The sequence below is a fragment of the Peribacillus sp. FW305-BF15 genome, from assembly GCF_058783805.1.
On the sequence record NZ_JBYSYV010000004.1, the window covers coordinates 107,035 to 123,755 of the forward strand.

General features: G+C 44.6%; 14 protein-coding genes. 3 read left to right on the forward strand and 11 right to left on the reverse strand.

Annotated elements, in window-relative coordinates:
* Positions 1-21: 21 nt before the first annotated feature.
* Together AC3WLU_RS05460 and AC3WLU_RS05465 are read right to left on the reverse strand one after the other, a co-directional pair.
* On the reverse strand, positions 22-1,059 hold the full coding sequence (locus AC3WLU_RS05460; protein ID WP_268589959.1) for an ABC transporter substrate-binding protein: 1,038 nt from the start codon (positions 1,057-1,059) through the stop codon (positions 22-24).
* 192 nt (positions 1,060-1,251) lie between these two features.
* Entirely contained in the window at positions 1,252-1,602 is a 351-nt protein-coding gene (locus AC3WLU_RS05465; RefSeq protein WP_095679093.1) for a DUF2294 domain-containing protein, read from the reverse strand.
* Positions 1,603-1,959: 357 nt separating this feature from the next.
* Here AC3WLU_RS05465 and AC3WLU_RS05470 point away from each other — a divergent pair, with 357 nt between their 5' ends.
* The 3 genes from AC3WLU_RS05470 to AC3WLU_RS05480 all read left to right on the forward strand — a co-directional run bounded on the left by AC3WLU_RS05470 (position 1,960) and on the right by AC3WLU_RS05480 (position 5,216).
* The gene (locus AC3WLU_RS05470; RefSeq protein WP_413003971.1) at positions 1,960-3,495 is read left to right on the forward strand and encodes a maltose/glucose-specific PTS transporter subunit IIC; all 1,536 of its coding nucleotides are present in this window, start codon (positions 1,960-1,962) and stop codon (positions 3,493-3,495) included.
* A gap of 31 nt (positions 3,496-3,526) precedes the next feature.
* On the forward strand, positions 3,527-4,219 hold the full coding sequence (locus AC3WLU_RS05475; protein ID WP_492596934.1) for an N-acetylmannosamine-6-phosphate 2-epimerase: 693 nt from the start codon (positions 3,527-3,529) through the stop codon (positions 4,217-4,219).
* A 154-nt stretch (positions 4,220-4,373) separates the two neighbouring features.
* Positions 4,374-5,216 carry a MurR/RpiR family transcriptional regulator gene (locus tag AC3WLU_RS05480; protein ID WP_057278473.1) on the forward strand — a complete coding sequence of 281 codons (843 nt, stop codon included), beginning with the start codon at positions 4,374-4,376 and terminating at the stop codon, positions 5,214-5,216.
* A 121-nt stretch (positions 5,217-5,337) separates the two neighbouring features.
* On the opposite strand, the gene AC3WLU_RS05485 is transcribed toward AC3WLU_RS05480, so the two are convergent.
* The 9 genes from AC3WLU_RS05485 to AC3WLU_RS05525 form a co-directional block, all read right to left on the reverse strand.
* Positions 5,338-5,787 (reverse strand): YfmQ family protein, encoded by a 450-nt coding sequence (locus tag AC3WLU_RS05485; RefSeq protein WP_492596935.1) that lies wholly within the window; start codon positions 5,785-5,787, stop codon positions 5,338-5,340.
* Positions 5,788-5,996: 209 nt separating this feature from the next.
* Positions 5,997-6,191, reverse strand: coding sequence for a hypothetical protein (locus AC3WLU_RS05490; protein WP_063575181.1), 195 nt, complete (start codon positions 6,189-6,191; stop codon positions 5,997-5,999).
* 1,134 nt (positions 6,192-7,325) lie between these two features.
* Positions 7,326-8,756, reverse strand: coding sequence for a MocR-like pyridoxine biosynthesis transcription factor PdxR (pdxR, locus tag AC3WLU_RS05495; protein ID WP_430187286.1), 1,431 nt, complete (start codon positions 8,754-8,756; stop codon positions 7,326-7,328).
* A gap of 168 nt (positions 8,757-8,924) precedes the next feature.
* On the reverse strand, positions 8,925-10,493 hold the full coding sequence (locus AC3WLU_RS05500; protein WP_492596936.1) for a SagB family peptide dehydrogenase: 1,569 nt from the start codon (positions 10,491-10,493) through the stop codon (positions 8,925-8,927).
* Positions 10,494-10,516: 23 nt separating this feature from the next.
* Complete coding sequence (locus tag AC3WLU_RS05505) at positions 10,517-12,460, reverse strand: TOMM precursor leader peptide-binding protein (RefSeq protein ID WP_283929286.1); 1,944 nt, start codon at positions 12,458-12,460, stop codon at positions 10,517-10,519.
* A complete protein-coding gene (locus AC3WLU_RS05510; protein WP_492596937.1) occupies positions 12,457-14,400 on the reverse strand; it encodes a putative thiazole-containing bacteriocin maturation protein in 1,944 nt (647 codons plus the stop codon). The genes AC3WLU_RS05505 and AC3WLU_RS05510 overlap by 4 nt, the downstream gene beginning before the upstream one ends.
* Positions 14,401-14,546: 146 nt before the next feature.
* Positions 14,547-14,819: a heterocycloanthracin/sonorensin family bacteriocin gene (locus AC3WLU_RS05515; protein ID WP_268938442.1), complete on the reverse strand. Its 273-nt coding sequence runs from the start codon at positions 14,817-14,819 to the stop codon at positions 14,547-14,549.
* A gap of 278 nt (positions 14,820-15,097) precedes the next feature.
* Positions 15,098-16,393: a uracil/xanthine transporter gene (locus AC3WLU_RS05520; RefSeq protein ID WP_252267675.1), complete on the reverse strand. Its 1,296-nt coding sequence runs from the start codon at positions 16,391-16,393 to the stop codon at positions 15,098-15,100.
* The gene (locus AC3WLU_RS05525) at positions 16,390-16,596 is read right to left on the reverse strand and encodes a hypothetical protein (RefSeq protein WP_145504391.1); all 207 of its coding nucleotides are present in this window, start codon (positions 16,594-16,596) and stop codon (positions 16,390-16,392) included. Before AC3WLU_RS05525 ends, AC3WLU_RS05520 begins: the two co-directional genes overlap by 4 nt.
* Positions 16,597-16,721 lie beyond the last annotated feature (125 nt).

The window sequence follows — 16,721 nt, forward strand, 5'->3', positions numbered from 1 at the left end:
CAAGCACACCTCGTTTCTTTCTTAGTGTGTAAGCTCACGATTCCAGCGATCGATCCATTGTTTCGAGTTTTCATTAACAAACTTCATGTCCAATACACGCAAGCTGTCAATGACGTCATCTCCATAGGTTAAGCCTTTCGCTTCCGTTTCAGAGAGCTTGACTTCCGTATTGACAGGAGAATCCACTTTCGCTTTCGCTGATTTTTCCTGAACTTCCTTGCTTAAGATGTAATTCATGAATTCGCCTGCCAATTCTTTTTGATCGCTGGCTTTAACAATATTCACCGTATTCATTACTGCGTAGCCGCCTTCTTGAGGGGAAATGAACTTAGCATTGGGAACGGCTTCCTGTAAATCGCCAAAATACATTTCCATGATCGGGCCTGCAGCGATTTCCCCTTGCGAGAACATGTTGACGAACTCTGATGTTTGCCCATATTCCTTCACCGCATTCGGCATGATTTTTTTCATTTGATCGAACGCTTTATCCTCATTGAACTCTTCACTTCCGCTAGCTTTTGAAGCGGCATCCAAAAACATCGGTCCAGTTGTCGAAGTGATGGATGGGATCGTGATCTTCCCTGCCATATCCTTGCTCCAAAGATCCTTCCAAGAGGTGATCGGTTTACTCAATTCATCGGGATTATAGGCAATCCCAAATTGTGCAATGGTATAGGCTGGTCCATACTCAGCACCATTCGGCGCTTTTGCTTTGTCGTAGATATGATCAATATTCGGAATTTTGCTATGGTCAACTTTCTCAAATAACCCTTCATCTATTCCCTGCTGTGCATAGTAGTCGGATAAATAGATAACATCCACATCGCTATTCGCTTGGCGCACTTTGTTCAATCGATCTGCATTATTTCCTGAATCAACGACAATCTCGACATTATGCTTCTTTTCAAATGGCTCATAGACTTCAGGACGGAAGAAATCATCGGCGAATCCCCAAGTGGAAACGACCAATTTAGCTGGTTTTTCCTTTCCATTGTCCTTTGAAGAACATGCAGCTAAAACTAATGTGAACAGTGATAACATCATCAATATTTTTTTCATCATCCAAACCTCCAAGTTCATATTGTTTAAAATTTCCTTTTTACTGATTTACATGTAAAAAAAGACAATCTTAAATAGAATTGAAATTCTACCCAAGATTGTCTTTTCTTTGTAAACAAAGATAAAACTTATCATTTGGTTCTCTAGCGGCGTCCCCTCCAGATAAATCCGAAGGGAAATCCACTTATATGATTAAATAATTTTTTCCTTCAATACTATATTGGTGAATGCCAGCTGAGTCGCCGAGTCATAATCCCTCAGGACAGCTTCGATATCCCAATTCGTTTGCGTTTCCAGCTTTTGTTTCAGTTTCTTTTTATAAAGCAGGGACATATGGAAGTCAACCTCCTGCTTCAGGCTGGGAACTTCCCCTTCTAAAGCTTCAGAGCGCGGGGCACGTCGATGTTTGGCCTGAAATGTAATCACATTCTGCTCAACAGTAACCTTCAGCAGCGTCGTACCAAAGCCGAACAATTCCTTCGATACCTCATTATACATATGAGAAAGCAATTTCTTCGTTTCGTTAGCGTTTATCGGTAAGATGACTATCACCTGCCAAACTATCGTTTGAGGTAATTATATATACTTTTTTTTGATTGCACAAGATAATATTCGGATTTTGCACAAAAAAAATGTTTTTTCTTATTAAATAGTACGTTTACTCACCAATACACGAATTATAAAAATAAGCAATAAAGATTTCAATATATTCATATAATTTTTTATCCAATCCAGCACCTTCTATTAATGAAAACTTTTTCAGAGAAATAAGCACAAGATTGAAAACAGTTGATATAACCTTCCATCGCATTGTAAACGCTCTCAAAGGGATTTAATATAGCTATAGAGCGATAAAAAATAAAGAGTATCAATGGCTCGTTAAATGAGGGAGGAATATTTATGAAGAAAGCTTTCGAGAAAGCGCAGCAGTTCGGTAAATCTTTTATGCTCCCGATTGCCGTTTTGCCAGCAGCCGGTTTATTGCTGGGAATTGGCGGTGCTCTTTCCAATCCAAATACAGTTGAAGCATATCCTTTTTTAGACTTTGCTTGGCTGCAGGCCATTTTCACGATCATGAGTTCTGCAGGAAGCATCGTATTCGGCAACTTGCCGGTTATTTTTGCCGTAGGTGTTGCAGTAGGCCTGGCACGTTCGGATAAAGGGACCGCTGCATTGGCAGCCATGATCGGCTATTTCGTCATGAACAGTTCAATCAATGCACTGCTTCAAATAACCGGGGAACTTGCCAAAGAGAATTTGGCAGGTTCCGGACAAGGAATGGCCGTCGGGATCCAGACACTGGAGACCGGTGTGTTCGGCGGGATCGTAGTAGGGATCGTTGCCGCACTTTTGCACAATAAATATAATAAAATTCAGCTTCCGCAAGTGTTAGGATTTTTCGGGGGTTCCCGTTTCATTCCCATCATCGTTTCCTTCGCATCCATCTTGGTTGGAGCCGTGCTTTTTATCGTATGGCCTTATTTCCAACTTTTCATAAACCAATTAGGTGCGCTGGTAACGAGCACAGGTACGATCGGGACTTTCTTTTACGGATTCATATTACGGATGCTCGGGCCGTTAGGGCTGCACCATATTTTCTACCTTCCCTTCTGGCAAACAGCTTTAGGCGGAACGATGGAAATTAAAGGGCAGCTTGTCAGCGGGACCCAGAACATCTTCTTTGCACAATTGGCCGACCCAACTACCGTCAAGTATTATGAGGGTGTTTCCCGGTTCATGTCGGGACGGTTCATCACGATGATGTTTGGTCTGCCTGGCGCGGCATTGGCCATTTACCATTGCGCTAAACCTAAAAATAAGAAAGTCGTGGCCGGTTTGCTGCTTTCAGCTGCCTTGACCTCTTTCTTAACAGGCATCACCGAACCGCTTGAATTCAGTTTCTTATTTGTCGCACCGATCCTTTATGTTTTTCATGCCTTGTTTGACGGACTTGCCTTCATGATGGCAGATATATTCAATATCACGATCGGTCAAACCTTTTCTGGAGGATTCATTGATTTTACTTTATTCGGGATACTCCAGGGCATCAGTAAAACAAACTGGATTTATGTACTTTTCGTCGGAATTCCGTGGTTTTTCCTATACTACTTCACTTTTAAATTCTTGATCAGGAAGAAGAATTTGAAAGTGGTTGGCCGTGAAGATGATGAACAGGCCGCTGTTACACAAGTAACGGCATCAGAGAGAACCCAGACCATCGTTAACGGATTGGGCGGACAGGAAAATATCGAGATCGTCGATTGCTGTGCAACCCGTCTCCGTGTCACGGTAAAGGATGAAACATTGGTGAAAGAAGACGTCATAAAACAAACCGGTTCAAAAGGTGTCGTAAAAAAAGGAAACGGCATTCAAATAGTTTACGGTCCCCAAGTGACGATCATCAAAAATGAAGTGGAAGAATTCTTGGGACATTGAGAATATAGACAACGATAAGGACGTGTTAAACATGCAACAGGTGCTGGATAAAATTCACAAGGGCTTAATTGTATCATGTCAAGCATTGGAGAATGAGCCGCTGCACAGCTCTTTTATTATGGGACGCATGGCCATTGCTGCCAAAGAAGGCGGTGCGAAGTGCATTCGCGCAAACTCTGTAGCTGACATAATGGAAATCAAGAAAAATGTGGACCTTCCAGTCATAGGGATCATTAAACAGGTGTATGGACAAAACGATGTCTATATCACTCCCACCATGGCCGAAATCGATGCATTGATGGAAACCAAAGCGGAAATCATTGCGACGGATGCTACAACCCGGGTAAGGCCGGACGGTAAAACGTTAAAGCAGTTTTATGGTGAAATAAGGGCAAAATATCCGGATGTCCTGCTAATGGCGGATGTATCCACCATTGAGGAAGCCAAATACGCTGACGATTTAGGATTCGATATTGTGGCGCCCACTTTATACGGCTATACGAACGAAACTCTCGGAGAGAAAATATATCAGGATGACTATGCTGTGCTCAAAGAGATTGTAAAAGCAGTGAAAAAAGCGAAAGTGATCGCGGAAGGAAATGTCATCACACCAGAAATCGCCCGCTCTGTATTGGATATGAACGTCCATGCAGTAGTGGTGGGCGGTGCCATTACCAGGCCGCAGCAAATCACCAAAAGATTCGTGGACGCCATCCAAGAATAGAAAATGACACATGGTAATGAAAAGACCCAGACTGGCAACAACAGTTTGGGTCTTTTCTTTTTCATATTCCTGTTTCCGTTCCTCCGGTTATTGACGTCCCTGCTGGATACATTAAACTATAAATACAGATAAGAAATCCGAAATGGGTGATCAAATGGAATACCTAGCAGAAAACCTCATATACGGCATAGAGTGCAGCATGGACAAGTTCACCAAAACAGAGGAAGAATTGGCCCATTATATTCTGCAGCGCCCTGAAGAAGTAAGTCAGTTAACGATCAGTCAAATAGCTAAAAAGCTTCATATTTCACCTGCAACCATTACGCGTTTCTGCCAGAAATTAGCCTTTTCTGGGTTTAATGAGTTCAGGCATGAGTTAAAAAGGTTCGTCGATCTCCGAAATACGCCGAAAAACATGAAGAACATCAAGCAGGTGGATTATTTCGCTAAACTGTATCAAGATCACTTAGGTATCATTGATAATACCTTTCATATAACGACATATGACAATATCCAAAAAGCTGTCTCTTTCCTTACAAAGGCAAATAAGATTCATGTATATGGAATAGGGAGTTCTGGTATAGCGGCCCAGGAGTTCAAGTCCAAGTTCTTTCGTATCGGCTTAACTGTCGAAGCCATTACAGACCCCCATCAGTCCATGATGGATGCAGCTTTAAGTAACGAGAATAGTGTTGTCATCGGCATTTCCATTTCCGGAACGACGAAAGAAGTGATTTCTGCAGTTAAAATCGCAAAGAAGCAAGGCGCATGCATCTTGGTCTTTACTGGAGATAAGAATTCCGCACTCTCCCAGCTTGGCGACCTAACACTATTGGTCACAAGCAAAAACAGCATGCATATGGGACAAAACATCTCTCCATTGCTTCCGCTCCTTTTGCTTTTTGATTTATTATATACAGAGTTGGTAGCTAAAGATTATAAAAACCGGATAAGCATCAGGGAAAAGACTTTAAAGGTATTAACCGAGACCGACTGACTTTCGGCATCTGAAAGTTATCAGTTTGCTTGCTTAGCTGAACCTTGTGCAAAAGTCCTTGTCGTTATTCTTCATAAAAAAACTGCATCTCCAATTGGGGTGCAGTTCACTTTTATTCCTTTTAAACTAAATTCCTTATTACTGGCATGGAACGTTCTTGGAGGCTCTCGGAAAGAAGACTATACGCCACTACTTTATTCTTGTACTGTTTGACTACGTCCACATGGTCGTTGTAAATGTACACATATAATCTAACATCGTTTTTTCCTCTTTTTACATCAATTATAATGGGAGTCCCACTGTTCTCTGGATGTAAAAACAATTTCTCGTTCCCGGGAAATATATGATTTTTTTTCAAAAACTTAGCTTCGTTAAAATAATGAAGCACTTGAACTTTATCTTCACCTTCCAAACGCTTTCCATCAAAGGTCACGATTGCATCCGCGTCACTAATTTCAGAATGTATTTTAAATTTACTCATAATCCAATTCACGGCATCGGTTGGAAGACACGTAACTAATAATTTAAGCAAACTTAAGATAATTGTCAAAATCAATACAGGCCATGTCATTTTTGATCATCTCCGCTACACTATTATTTAATGATTCATCTATATATTTTTCATCCATAATTATGTCGAAAGGATTGTTCACTCAGCTTACAAAGGTATTGTTTCCAGGTATCGATCAGATTCTTTTCGTTCATATTTTCGACACATTTGTGAACAAATTCACATTCCTATTCATTTTGATAGGCTATTATATAATCATTCACGGTATCTTAGGCTGATTTTATTACGAAGTAGATGATGCCCACAGTTAATATTAGGGCGAGACCGATATAAATATAACTAAGGTTCAATAAATTCCCTCTCGTTGCTGCAGAATAATCACTATCACTTTTCCCCGTTAATGAAAGGGTGCCCACCAGGGCAACTAAACAAATGACCACCACTGCTATTACACTTACCGTCATGAATCAACGCCTCCCAATATTATTTTCTATTTCCTTGAACCATTTAAAATCATTCCGATTCTCATCCTATTTCGCAGTGTAACTACATAAAGATCGCACCTAATTTGCATGTCAAAATGACAGGTAGATCGCTCTTTGTGTTTACTGAGTAAATATTAGTAAAACCCTTCCCCTCTATAATAAAAGAACAACCATTTTTAGGACCATCCAATTCAGTAAAATTTCCACCATCCACTTGTTGATTTCCACTCCAGGCACTCACTTTCCGCGGGCGGTCCGCCCTCGGCGCTCGCCTGCGGGGTCTCCCTTCGACTCTCTTTTCCCGCAGGAGTCTCGTACCTTCCGTTCCAATCAACTTTGTTTTAACATTTAGATTGAACCTCTTTTGTCGACAACAGGAAAATGCCATGATGCACCTTACATACTGTAGATAAATTCGATAATAATGGCGTTGCCTACCATTTTTATATGGCTTGAACAAAGTAGATTTGATTTCCACTCCAGGCACTCGCTTTCCGCGGGCGGTCCGCCCTCGGCGCTCGCCTGCGGGGTCTCCCATGCCACGCTTTTCCCGCAGGAGTCTCGTACCTTCCGTTCCAATCAACTTTGTGTTTTAAAAGAAGAAACTGTTGACTCGTCTTATTCCAAACACTCTTTAAGACTAGCTTATCCTTCATGTTTTTTCTCCTGTACTCCTTAATGGATGGAAGAAATTTGCGACACTCCTGGCGAATTACTGGCTTGCCGAGACCCCACAGACGCTTACGTCGAGGAGTCTTGGCAGACAGTCGGCGGAAAGGGAGCGGATTTCTGAAATCAGCTGGATATTTATTTAGAAAAGAACGTATGAAACTGGTTTTCTTCGAGTTTGTTAACAAAAGGAGATTTCGGAATATCTCAGGATTTACCCTTCATGTTTTTTTCCTGAAATACTTATTGGATTGAAGAAATTTGCGACACTCCTGCCGAAATACTGGCTAGCCGAGACCCCACAGACGCTTACGCCGAGGAGGCTTGGCATACAGTCGGCGGAAAGGGAGCGGATTTCTGAAATCAACGGAAATTTTTTAATAAAAAAAACTGCAGGCAAACTTGAGTTTTCATCAAGTCTGTCTACAATCTGGAATCATATGATTATAAACTTTTTACCGCCTCTGCAAACCTTTTGATGCCTTCGTGAATGGAATCCTCATTTTCCCTTCCAAATGTAAAGCGTACGTATTCCTTATTTGTACCTAGCGTTGAACCCGGAACATATATGACTCCTCTTTTAATGGATTCCTCCAGTAACTTTATTTCGTTCAATGGCACTTTCAGCTTACACCACAAATGAATTCCGCCATTTGGCGAATGATAATCTACTTCCTTTTGCAGGAATTGTTGAAGACTCGAAACCATTGCATCCCTTCTTTTTTCCAGTTGCGCCCTTAAGCCAGCAAGATGGGCAGGAAAATAATCTGAATCCAAAAAATCATTCGCTATCCATTGAGTGAATGAGCCATGACCGAAGTCAACCTGCTGCTTAGCATCCGATAGTCTATCTATGACTGATTTCGGACCAATGATCCACCCAATTCTTAAACCGGAAGCAACAATTTTTGACAAAGAGCTTATGTATAAAACATTTCCGTTGTTGTCCATCGATTTAAGAGTGGAAATTTCTTCTCCGGCAAAGGACATTAAACTATAAGGATCGTCTTCTATGACCGGTATTCCATATTCGGATGAAAGCTCAAGAATCCTTTTACGGCGGTTGATATGAAGGACAGTTCCTGTAGGGTTTTGAAATATAGGGTTCAAAAAAATCATCCTGATCCGATGTTTTTTATGGAGTTCCAGTAAATCCTCTGGGTTGATGCCATCTTTATCAACCGGCAAAGGAAAGGTTCTTAGCCCCGCGGATTGAAAGATGGGAAGGTTGTAACCATATGATGGATCTTCCAATACAACGGCATCCCCTGGCTTTAACAAGCATTGGACCACCAGATGCAGGGCTTGCTGTGCACCAGAAGTAATGAGTATAGAAGATGGATCCGTGTCAATTCTCCTATACTGTTTAACATGATTGGCTATCGTTTCCCTTAAAACCGCATTGCCTTGAGGGTGATCATAACCTAAGCTACCAATGAAGGATCTATTGGAAATGATCTCACGTAAGGATTGAACTGGAAATAAGTCTTCTGAAAGCTCCCCGCTAGCTAAGTTAATAAGGTTATGCCCTTCCGTCTCTTTACGTATTTTTTGGGTTACAGGCATATTGGGCAAAAAAGAACCCGCTTCGATATATCTATTCCAGCTAGGGATACGTTTTCGGGTAATTCCCCAGATATCTTTGCTGATCATCGTTCCGCTTCCTTTTTTTCGTTCAACCAGCCCATTCGCTTCCAATTCATCATAAGCCGCAACAACTGTGCTTCTGTTAACTCCCAGTTCACTTGCCAGGAAGCGTTCAGACGGTAACGGCTTATCCAATAGGAACGTTCCATCAGCTATGCCACTCTCGATGTAAGCGGCTATTTGTTTATATAAAGGCTTCTTGGATTTTCTGTCCGTTTTCCATTCCATAAGCTACATCCTTTAAAATATTTAGTTAAAAGCGTACTGCATTAATAACTTTATCTACTATTCATTCAGTATAATCTTCAGCAGAGATTATTGCACTCTGCCATACTGCAATATAAAGATGAAGGCCTCCATTCCTTAAATGAAATGGAGACTTTCGTTTCATCTTCTTCAACTATGCAGACTCCCCTTCAGCCAAGGGCGATTCAGAAAGTGTCCGATCGGGATTTGAATCAGGCTCGTTTTCCTTTGCGGACCGTCTATCTTATAAAGCTCATCACACATATTCACATCAAAGCCGAGCAGCGGGTGCCCATTCATTCCAAGGGCTGACGATGCCAGCAGTAATTTCTGAACGAGCATCCCCGCCTCCATTTGCTGGATGCGGTATCCTCTATATCCAAGTTGCGTTTTGGAATGGTCCCGCTCACCAACTACATGTATGCAGATCGGCACTTGCTGAAAATTCATGATATCGAGGGACATTCCGTATTGCAATAGGAGCCGATGATCTCCTGGTTGTATTTGCCGTAATGAATGTGTGGTGCTGTCATAATGGTAGGCACCATCTTGTATGTCTTCCACATTATATAAACAAGCATAGAGGGAAACGCGATTTCCATTGTTCCCGTTTGTACCATCCAAGTCATTTCGATAGGAGAACGAAGCGGTTGCCTCCTGCAGGAGAGCGGCCAGTTGCGAGTGACTGACTTTCCCGAGTACAAAGTCCATTTCAGGTGAAAATCTCTTCCGGCAAACTGATGCCAAGTCATAGGACAACCGTTTCACGATAGGAAGGGCTACAATTTCCCCTTCTGATTCCGTCCCATTCTTTGGATGGATCCGCCGGAATGATTGGGTGGATTCGATCATGGATGCTTCATTCATTTTAGTCAGCATCGGAAATTCCCTGATCCTTTGCGACCGAACATAGTGCTCAGGTTGAATTCCCTTCAATTCCAGCAATAATTCCGTCGAAGTGTCAGGTCGGTCCATACTCCTTTCTTCCCTAAATCTCCAAGAAGGCTCTGATGATAAGGGGATTGCCGCATAGGTGCTCTCTTCGTCCTCCGAAAGCCCGAGCAGATGATTGATGGCCCGATCAAGGAATTGGAAGCACACCCCGGCAGAAATTCCAAAGCGTTTCGCCACTTCGAGCAACTGTCCAAGAAGCACCCCTGCATCAAGACCTTGCAGACGGTATGAAAAGTTATTATATTTGTAGAAGTTTTTCCAAAACATCGTCGATACGAAAACCGTACCAAAGCAAGCGGACATATCAATGGTTCCACCAAGAGCCTTTGTTACATATGAATCGAAATTCCCTTCCCGCAGCAAAACCAGCCGGTGGTGTGCCGCATCATAATGGTATACGCCAGCAGGTAATCCCTCGATCTTCAAGTATACGTACAATTCGCTTGGATACAAAGCTCCCCCTGATGGCGGAAAGCGCCGGAATGACTGCATGAGCTCCTCAGATTCCGAGGATCTCGGTACCTGACTGACTTGGGTCAGGCCATAGGCATACCAGAGGAAATGACCGATTCCTTCGAGGTCCTGCTTTGAAGGCCCGATCTCCCCCTCGAGCGTCAGCGGCACCTCCAGTGATAGCGGAAAAACAGGCAAGTCATGGTAAAGCTTATACGTTAGCGGTGCATCATCCCAATCCACTTCCCAATCCGGCGGACTTGCCTTTTCGATATCAAAATGTAAATTGTGCAAAAATGCCTCTAGACTCATCCTCCAACCTCCTACGTCACCGCTTATGGAAAAGGATGCGGATGCGGATTGAGCTGTTCGAAATCAAGCGGCCGTTCAGCATATCCAAGTTCCATCGGAACCCTCAGTATCCTCTCAAGCCCCGTTATGCGGGTAAGATGATGGCCGAATGTCATCGGCAGCATCCCCGGGATCAGGACTTTCACGCAATGTAATCCATTCCGTGCAATCTCCGGTGTCGTCTGATCCACCACAATCACCTCGAGTTGCAATCGGCGAAACTGCTGAAGGATTTCCTGCAAATCTTCCGTCAAGTCCGGATGGTTCACCTTTTCCCCATATTCTTCAGCGAAAGTTCTCATCGGGCGGTCATCATCCAGCAGAAACTGCAGTCGCTCTTCGGCTTGCGGTAAACCGTACAGCATGCCATGATCATCCATTTTCCGTACCAGTGAGGAATTCTGCAGCATTTTCTCAACCTCATCCCGGTTCTCTTCCAATTTATCGTCAAGTGTCAGCATCATGCCGGCCAACTCGAAGACCGCGCTTTTCACAGCCCGGACCGGGTCGAGATGGGCCCCTGCCGCACAGATGATATTCAATCCTTTTTGTTTCCTGTTTTTCGCCAGCGCCCATACGCTCGGTATACCATGTTCCATTGTCGCATTAAACAAATGGATGTCATATCCCGCTGCCGCCCTCGCCCTATCAATCATCAGCTCAAGTTCTTTGTCATTTGCAGAATAAGGGTCAAGGCGTGTGAGTGGCAGCTGCGCATACCAGGTCAGCAGGAACGAATCACGTTCGACCACTTCCATGATGCCGTAGAAAATGGCCTCCTCCAAACTTCCCCCTAAAGCACAGCCATTGGAAGTTTCATAGACAAATCCATGACCGCAGCCCAAGCTGTAATAGGAAAGCAATTCCGGGACCAAGATCGGCCTCTCTTGCAAGAATGAGTGGCCCCATACCCAATCTATCGAGCGGTCGGGATTAAACGGTTGAAACGGGAAATCATGCTGTGCGTAATTTTCCTTCGAGTGCACCCCGATCCTGGTGGGATCGAGCGCAGAATCTTTCAGGTTGTTGTAGCTGTCATGTATGACTGTCCGTTTACCTCGGGGCTCCATTCCGCAATACCTTTCCAATCCCTCCAATATGGCCGTCATCTCACTGACCGCATATGAGAGAGTCCGGCCAGCCGCCCCCTCATCGCCTATGAATAAAGGCAAATTAACACTTACATCGGCAAATGGCGGCACAAGGTCTATCATTTTATTATTCAGGAATCCTGTGCGGTGGTCCAAGTAATCCTTGGCCAGCACTTCATTCAGCTCATCCATTGAACGAGTTCGGTAACTGTCGGGACTGATTTTCGGACTTGGCTGCAACGAAATTCTTGCACGCTCTTTCGAGTCATCAGGTAATGTTGAGCAAACCGGACACAATGGATCTGGTAAAAAGGAATGCCAAGAACCATTCAGCGTTTTCAGGCTGATTAAAGATACATGCCCTTCCGAACGGGCGCGCTCTCCTTTCATCACCTTCCTTACCTCTGCACAAATCAAGTGGGCCATCTGTAAAAGGCCAGTGCGGGATGCCGCCGGATCACGCTCCATCCCCCCATTTTCCTCCAGCTGCTGGCGGATTCCCCACATTTCTTTTCGATCACGCCCGGCCATGAGATGCCTTTGGTCCGCACACTGTGAGCAGCCAGGAACACCAGGGTGCACCAACGGCCCTACCACTCCCTCTCCAAATGATACGAACCCCCGCAGCCATGGAATGCCCGCTTGCCTTATCACCTCTTCCGCCTTTACATGGACAGCGGGATTCCAAGCATCTTGCAGCAGAAGGACCATCGCCGTGGTTTGCGGGATTCCTGCCTCGAAATCGGTTTGGCGATTCACCTGATATTGGCCGGACAGGTCCCCATGAACATGGTCGGCCAACACTCCTTCCCCGACAACCAATACGTCAGTTTTCACCCTGATTCCTCCTCTCGCAAAAACACCCCGAACACACCTGCCATTTCTTCCTTCAAGAAAGGTTCCAGATCCATTTCGAAAACGTGAATTCGCTTACTGTTCTTCTTCAAAACTTGAATGGCGGACTGTACCAGTTCGGAATTCCCTTTCACCCCGCATGAAGGAATCACAAGATCCACCTTTTCTTCTTCAAGAACAGGTGATGCCACTAAACCTGGAGCTGTTAAGCAAACGGTCTGGTTTTGGACTTTCATGACGGCCTTTTGCAATGCGTTCCGTAATGCGATCGTTACATTCAAACCGACAGCGCCGGACCAGCCATCGCTCGTTCCTGCCCAAACTACCGGGAAGCCTGACACTCCCTCACCCAAGGCGATGATCGGATCTCCCTGCAGCCGGGTCAACGCTTGTAGATAATACCTGCAGCGCTCATCTTCCACTTGAGCCAATTGCACCGTCACAAGTTTCTCTTGGTTGAATCGCTCATTTAAAAACGCTGTATCCAAACTGCTTTGCAGTCCACGGCAGACACATTCAGCAAATGTTTCCCCTGCTCCGACACCGATCGATTCCTTTATTTCATCTACTCCCTGAACCGGAGGAAGAGTCGCAACGAGCTGGCTGAGCGTTCTGGATGCATATGCTTCAACTCCTGCAAGACCGGTTTCCCTCCTCGCTTCCTCATGCGTCAGATCTGAACGGATGATTTCGGGCAGGAGTCCGGCCGGACCGGATGATAGCGGATCCACGACCTGAACGCGGCATTGAGCCAGCGGCAGCTGTTTTAAATCCCCCTCATCCCAACGATGAAAGATACCGGATTCCGCGGATGTCAACCGGGTGAAATACATAAATACTTTCCCCGGTTCAACCGGGTCCGAATTCTGTTCAAGCCGCCGTTCAAAATCTTCAACCCATGCAGCAGTCCCTTTACCCGTCACGCCAGGGTGGGGAATGAACGGATGCCATTTTCCCTCCAATGTATCCATATCCAACAGATAAAATTGATTGGCTTGTTCTGCTGTCGTAACGCCTGCAGCGTCTTTAAACCATTCGAATACCATTATATTGGCTAACATCGCTCCGGCTGTGGCGGAAAAAGAAGATGATGCCTGATTCTTTTCCAGCTCAGCTTGATGTAAACGATGCCACGCTGACTCCCAGCACCCCTTGGAATCCGGATGGACGAGCGGTCCAGCCATGCCTGCTTGATTGATGATCAACGCAGGAAACAGGATCTTTTCCCCTTGCCTGCAAACCGAATGAAGTTCTCTTAATTCCTCTATATCACCCTCCTGTGACACATATAAGATCGAGTCAAAAGGCCGCACGATCTCCCGCCATTCAATCTCATTTCCCTTTTCAAGCATAACCTCCTCTATGGCAACCTCGTCGTCTGTCTTACGCGCATGTGCCACGATCTCGTTCAATCTTTTTCTATTGGTCGGTACCGTGTCCGTAATGAAGATATGGAAAGCAGGCAATCCGGATTCGATCAGCGAGGACACCAATGAAAGGAACAAGGGGCCAGAGCCTATAGCCAACGCCTTTTGCTTTCGATAAGTTTCAAAACGGTGAGCCCCCGAATCGCCGCAGCTTTCCAGGAATTCGATTTGCGAAGCATACCTTTCAAGAACTTGTTCCCTTAATTGATGGGGACTGTCCTGGCTTACATCCCGAACAAACCCATTCCCGTACAAAACCTCGGCGATTTCCATCACCCGCTTCCGGTATGGGTCAGGCAATCCATCCGTCAACTCGCTTAATGTATGGTTCCCGTTGAACATCGGCAATAACTTTTCAATCCACTGGACGATCGAGCTGCCTTCCATACGGAACGAACTTATGTTATTCCTGAAATACACTCCTCTGTTTGGTTCCGGAAGAAAAAACGTATCCCTTTTCACTTTCAAACGCATAGAAGGGGTCAAATTCACCATTCCGCTCCTCCTAACCCGAAGCATTCTAAGTTCTGCTTCATCAATTCACTATCATCCTATGTACGACAATTTGTCTCTTATGTCTAATGCCATAAAGAAAAGTCCCTGCTGCACCGCAGGGACTTTTCTTTAGAAGACCTGAAACCTTAACCGCCGCAACGTCCGCAACGACCGGCGCACCCTCCGCAACGACCGCCGCACCCTCCGCAACGTCCGCATCCACCACAGCGTCCACAGCGACCGCCGCAACCAAAGCAACCGAAGCACAAGAAACAGCCAAAACAACCAAAGCCGCCCACACCAATGAATTGCCGGGACGAATCATCCAAACTATACTGGTTTTGCTCCCAAGGAACTGGCTGAGTCACCTGGAAATCATCGACATTCAGATTTTGCAATTGATTTTGAAATTCATACATCTTATATAACCTCCGTTTATTATTTATAAGGTAGAGCTTAGATTAGAAAGGGAAGCCAGAACGAAATGGTCAGGGAATTAACACCACGTCAAGTATTCCCTCCAACAAAATATGTAAAGGGAGTGGGTATTGCTACTGATTACAACGCCCATTTCCCATTAAAAGACCCATGAAAAAACAGAAAACCGGAAGGGTAATACCCTTCCGGTTTTCATGATCGCCTCTTCAATTAGCATTGTCGTTTCCCTTTATGTATAGCCTTTTCAATCAAAGTCCCATTAGTTATGCAGTTGTTCATAACGAGTCCAGTTGACCGATTTTTCCAGCACGATTGATATCAATACTCCCATTATGAGCCCATTCGTCAAAAAGGGCTGTAATAGCGCGGGCAGGTTCGAAAATGCAGTAGGCAGGACATTCATCAAACTCACGCCAATCAATACTGGCACGGCAAGCCTGAATATCGTGTCTGAAGTGAAATTCTGACCCTTGACGCTGTTGAAAGCCGTACCGAACAGCTGAAGGTACGCAACGAACAATACTGCATTCCCGACTGTTATCGGCATCGTGGCCAGGAAAGAGATGAAAGGGGGAATGAGCCCGATTATGGTCAATAACATGCCTCCAAGCAAGAAGGGCTTCCGCTCATAGATTTGGGTGCTCTGCAAAAATCCAATCGATGAAGTAAAAGGTGTATACGGAACAAGTCCAAGCAGCGGAGCGAAAATGGTAAATCCGCCAGTCATGAATAAAGAATTTCGATACTGCTTATGTTCAGCTTCATCACCGATTAATTCCGATGCAGCCTGAATGGAAGCGAACGTGTTGCACAAATTCAGCAATCCTGCAAAAAAGGAAATCGCTATGATCCCGAATTGAAGGTTTGGAGCACCTAATGGGAAAAATGAAAAAGCGGCACCCGTCGATCCCATTTCTCCCCCGGCCACCGGAAATAGCAGCTCGTAAAAAATCCATCCCACTATAATCCCGATCAATATGGAGAAATTGCTTATTGTCCTTGGTCCTTTTATTTTTAATATACTGACTAGAAGTACAATCCCCACTGATAGGAAACTGACCGGGATGTTGATTTCGCCATTCTCCGTAATCCCCAGCATCCCCTTAAAGAAGACAAAAATGAGCTGGAACGTCAAAAGGAATAAATAAACCGTCATGACCATGGGAGTGAAAATCTTCTGGACATGAGATATCAGGTTGAAGGCAGAAATAATGAGGGTCACGACACCCGCAGCAATGAGGCCAGTAGCTATGCCCCCTCCTATCTCAGCATAACCGAGACCTATGGATGGTGCAGATAAACCTAAATTAAGCATCACTCCCCACAATAGACCGGAGTGACCTTCCATAAGCGGATACTTATGCCCCTTCCACCCCTGAAACACGCAAGCGATCCCCGTGAAAATGAGTGAGCTTCTCATGGTCATTTCCGTAACATTGGGAGGAAGATCAAAAGCTGCGCCAATCGATATGGGCACAACTACCGTATTTGCAAAAATAAAAAACAACCATTGAAAAGAAGAAAATAGAGTCACAGAAGATCTCCAACTTTTCATAGATTCCATCTCCTTTGAACATGATACTTTTCAAACTCATGGTGAATTTCACTTGTCCTTCCCTTGAAAATGGCGAAAGGACAGCACCATGTTAATAGACGCGGTCCCGGATGGTCCGCTTCTGCATTGCTGGACACATGATTTATGTCATATGACCTTTGCAGATGCATGAGAAATGATAACGTTCCCATTAATAGTAACAAAGACTGCGGCTCCCCGCTAATTTGTTTGCTTGGATAAAGGATGCAAGGCAGGCAAGCAGAGCGTTTTAAAATATAATAATGATAAAGACTGGGGGGTAATTCATATAGCCAAAAAAATCACTTCC

What these genes read in the sequence shown, in the direction of transcription:
- AC3WLU_RS05460 (WP_268589959.1), bottom strand. Translation starts at nt 1,059, where the DNA reads ATGAAAAAAATATTGATGATGTTATCACTGTTCACATTAGTTTTAGCT.
- AC3WLU_RS05470 (WP_413003971.1), top strand. Translation starts at nt 1,960, where the DNA reads ATGAAGAAAGCTTTCGAGAAAGCGCAGCAGTTCGGTAAATCTTTTATG.
- AC3WLU_RS05475 (WP_492596934.1), top strand. Translation starts at nt 3,527, where the DNA reads ATGCAACAGGTGCTGGATAAAATTCACAAGGGCTTAATTGTATCATGT.
- AC3WLU_RS05480 (WP_057278473.1), top strand. Translation starts at nt 4,374, where the DNA reads ATGGAATACCTAGCAGAAAACCTCATATACGGCATAGAGTGCAGCATG.
- AC3WLU_RS05485 (WP_492596935.1), bottom strand. Translation starts at nt 5,787, where the DNA reads ATGACATGGCCTGTATTGATTTTGACAATTATCTTAAGTTTGCTTAAA.
- AC3WLU_RS05490 (WP_063575181.1), bottom strand. Translation starts at nt 6,191, where the DNA reads ATGACGGTAAGTGTAATAGCAGTGGTGGTCATTTGTTTAGTTGCCCTG.
- pdxR (WP_430187286.1), bottom strand. Translation starts at nt 8,756, where the DNA reads ATGGAATGGAAAACGGACAGAAAATCCAAGAAGCCTTTATATAAACAA.
- AC3WLU_RS05500 (WP_492596936.1), bottom strand. Translation starts at nt 10,493, where the DNA reads ATGAGTCTAGAGGCATTTTTGCACAATTTACATTTTGATATCGAAAAG.
- AC3WLU_RS05510 (WP_492596937.1), bottom strand. Translation starts at nt 14,400, where the DNA reads ATGGTGAATTTGACCCCTTCTATGCGTTTGAAAGTGAAAAGGGATACG.
- AC3WLU_RS05515 (WP_268938442.1), bottom strand. Translation starts at nt 14,819, where the DNA reads ATGTATGAATTTCAAAATCAATTGCAAAATCTGAATGTCGATGATTTC.
- AC3WLU_RS05520 (WP_252267675.1), bottom strand. Translation starts at nt 16,393, where the DNA reads ATGAAAAGTTGGAGATCTTCTGTGACTCTATTTTCTTCTTTTCAATGG.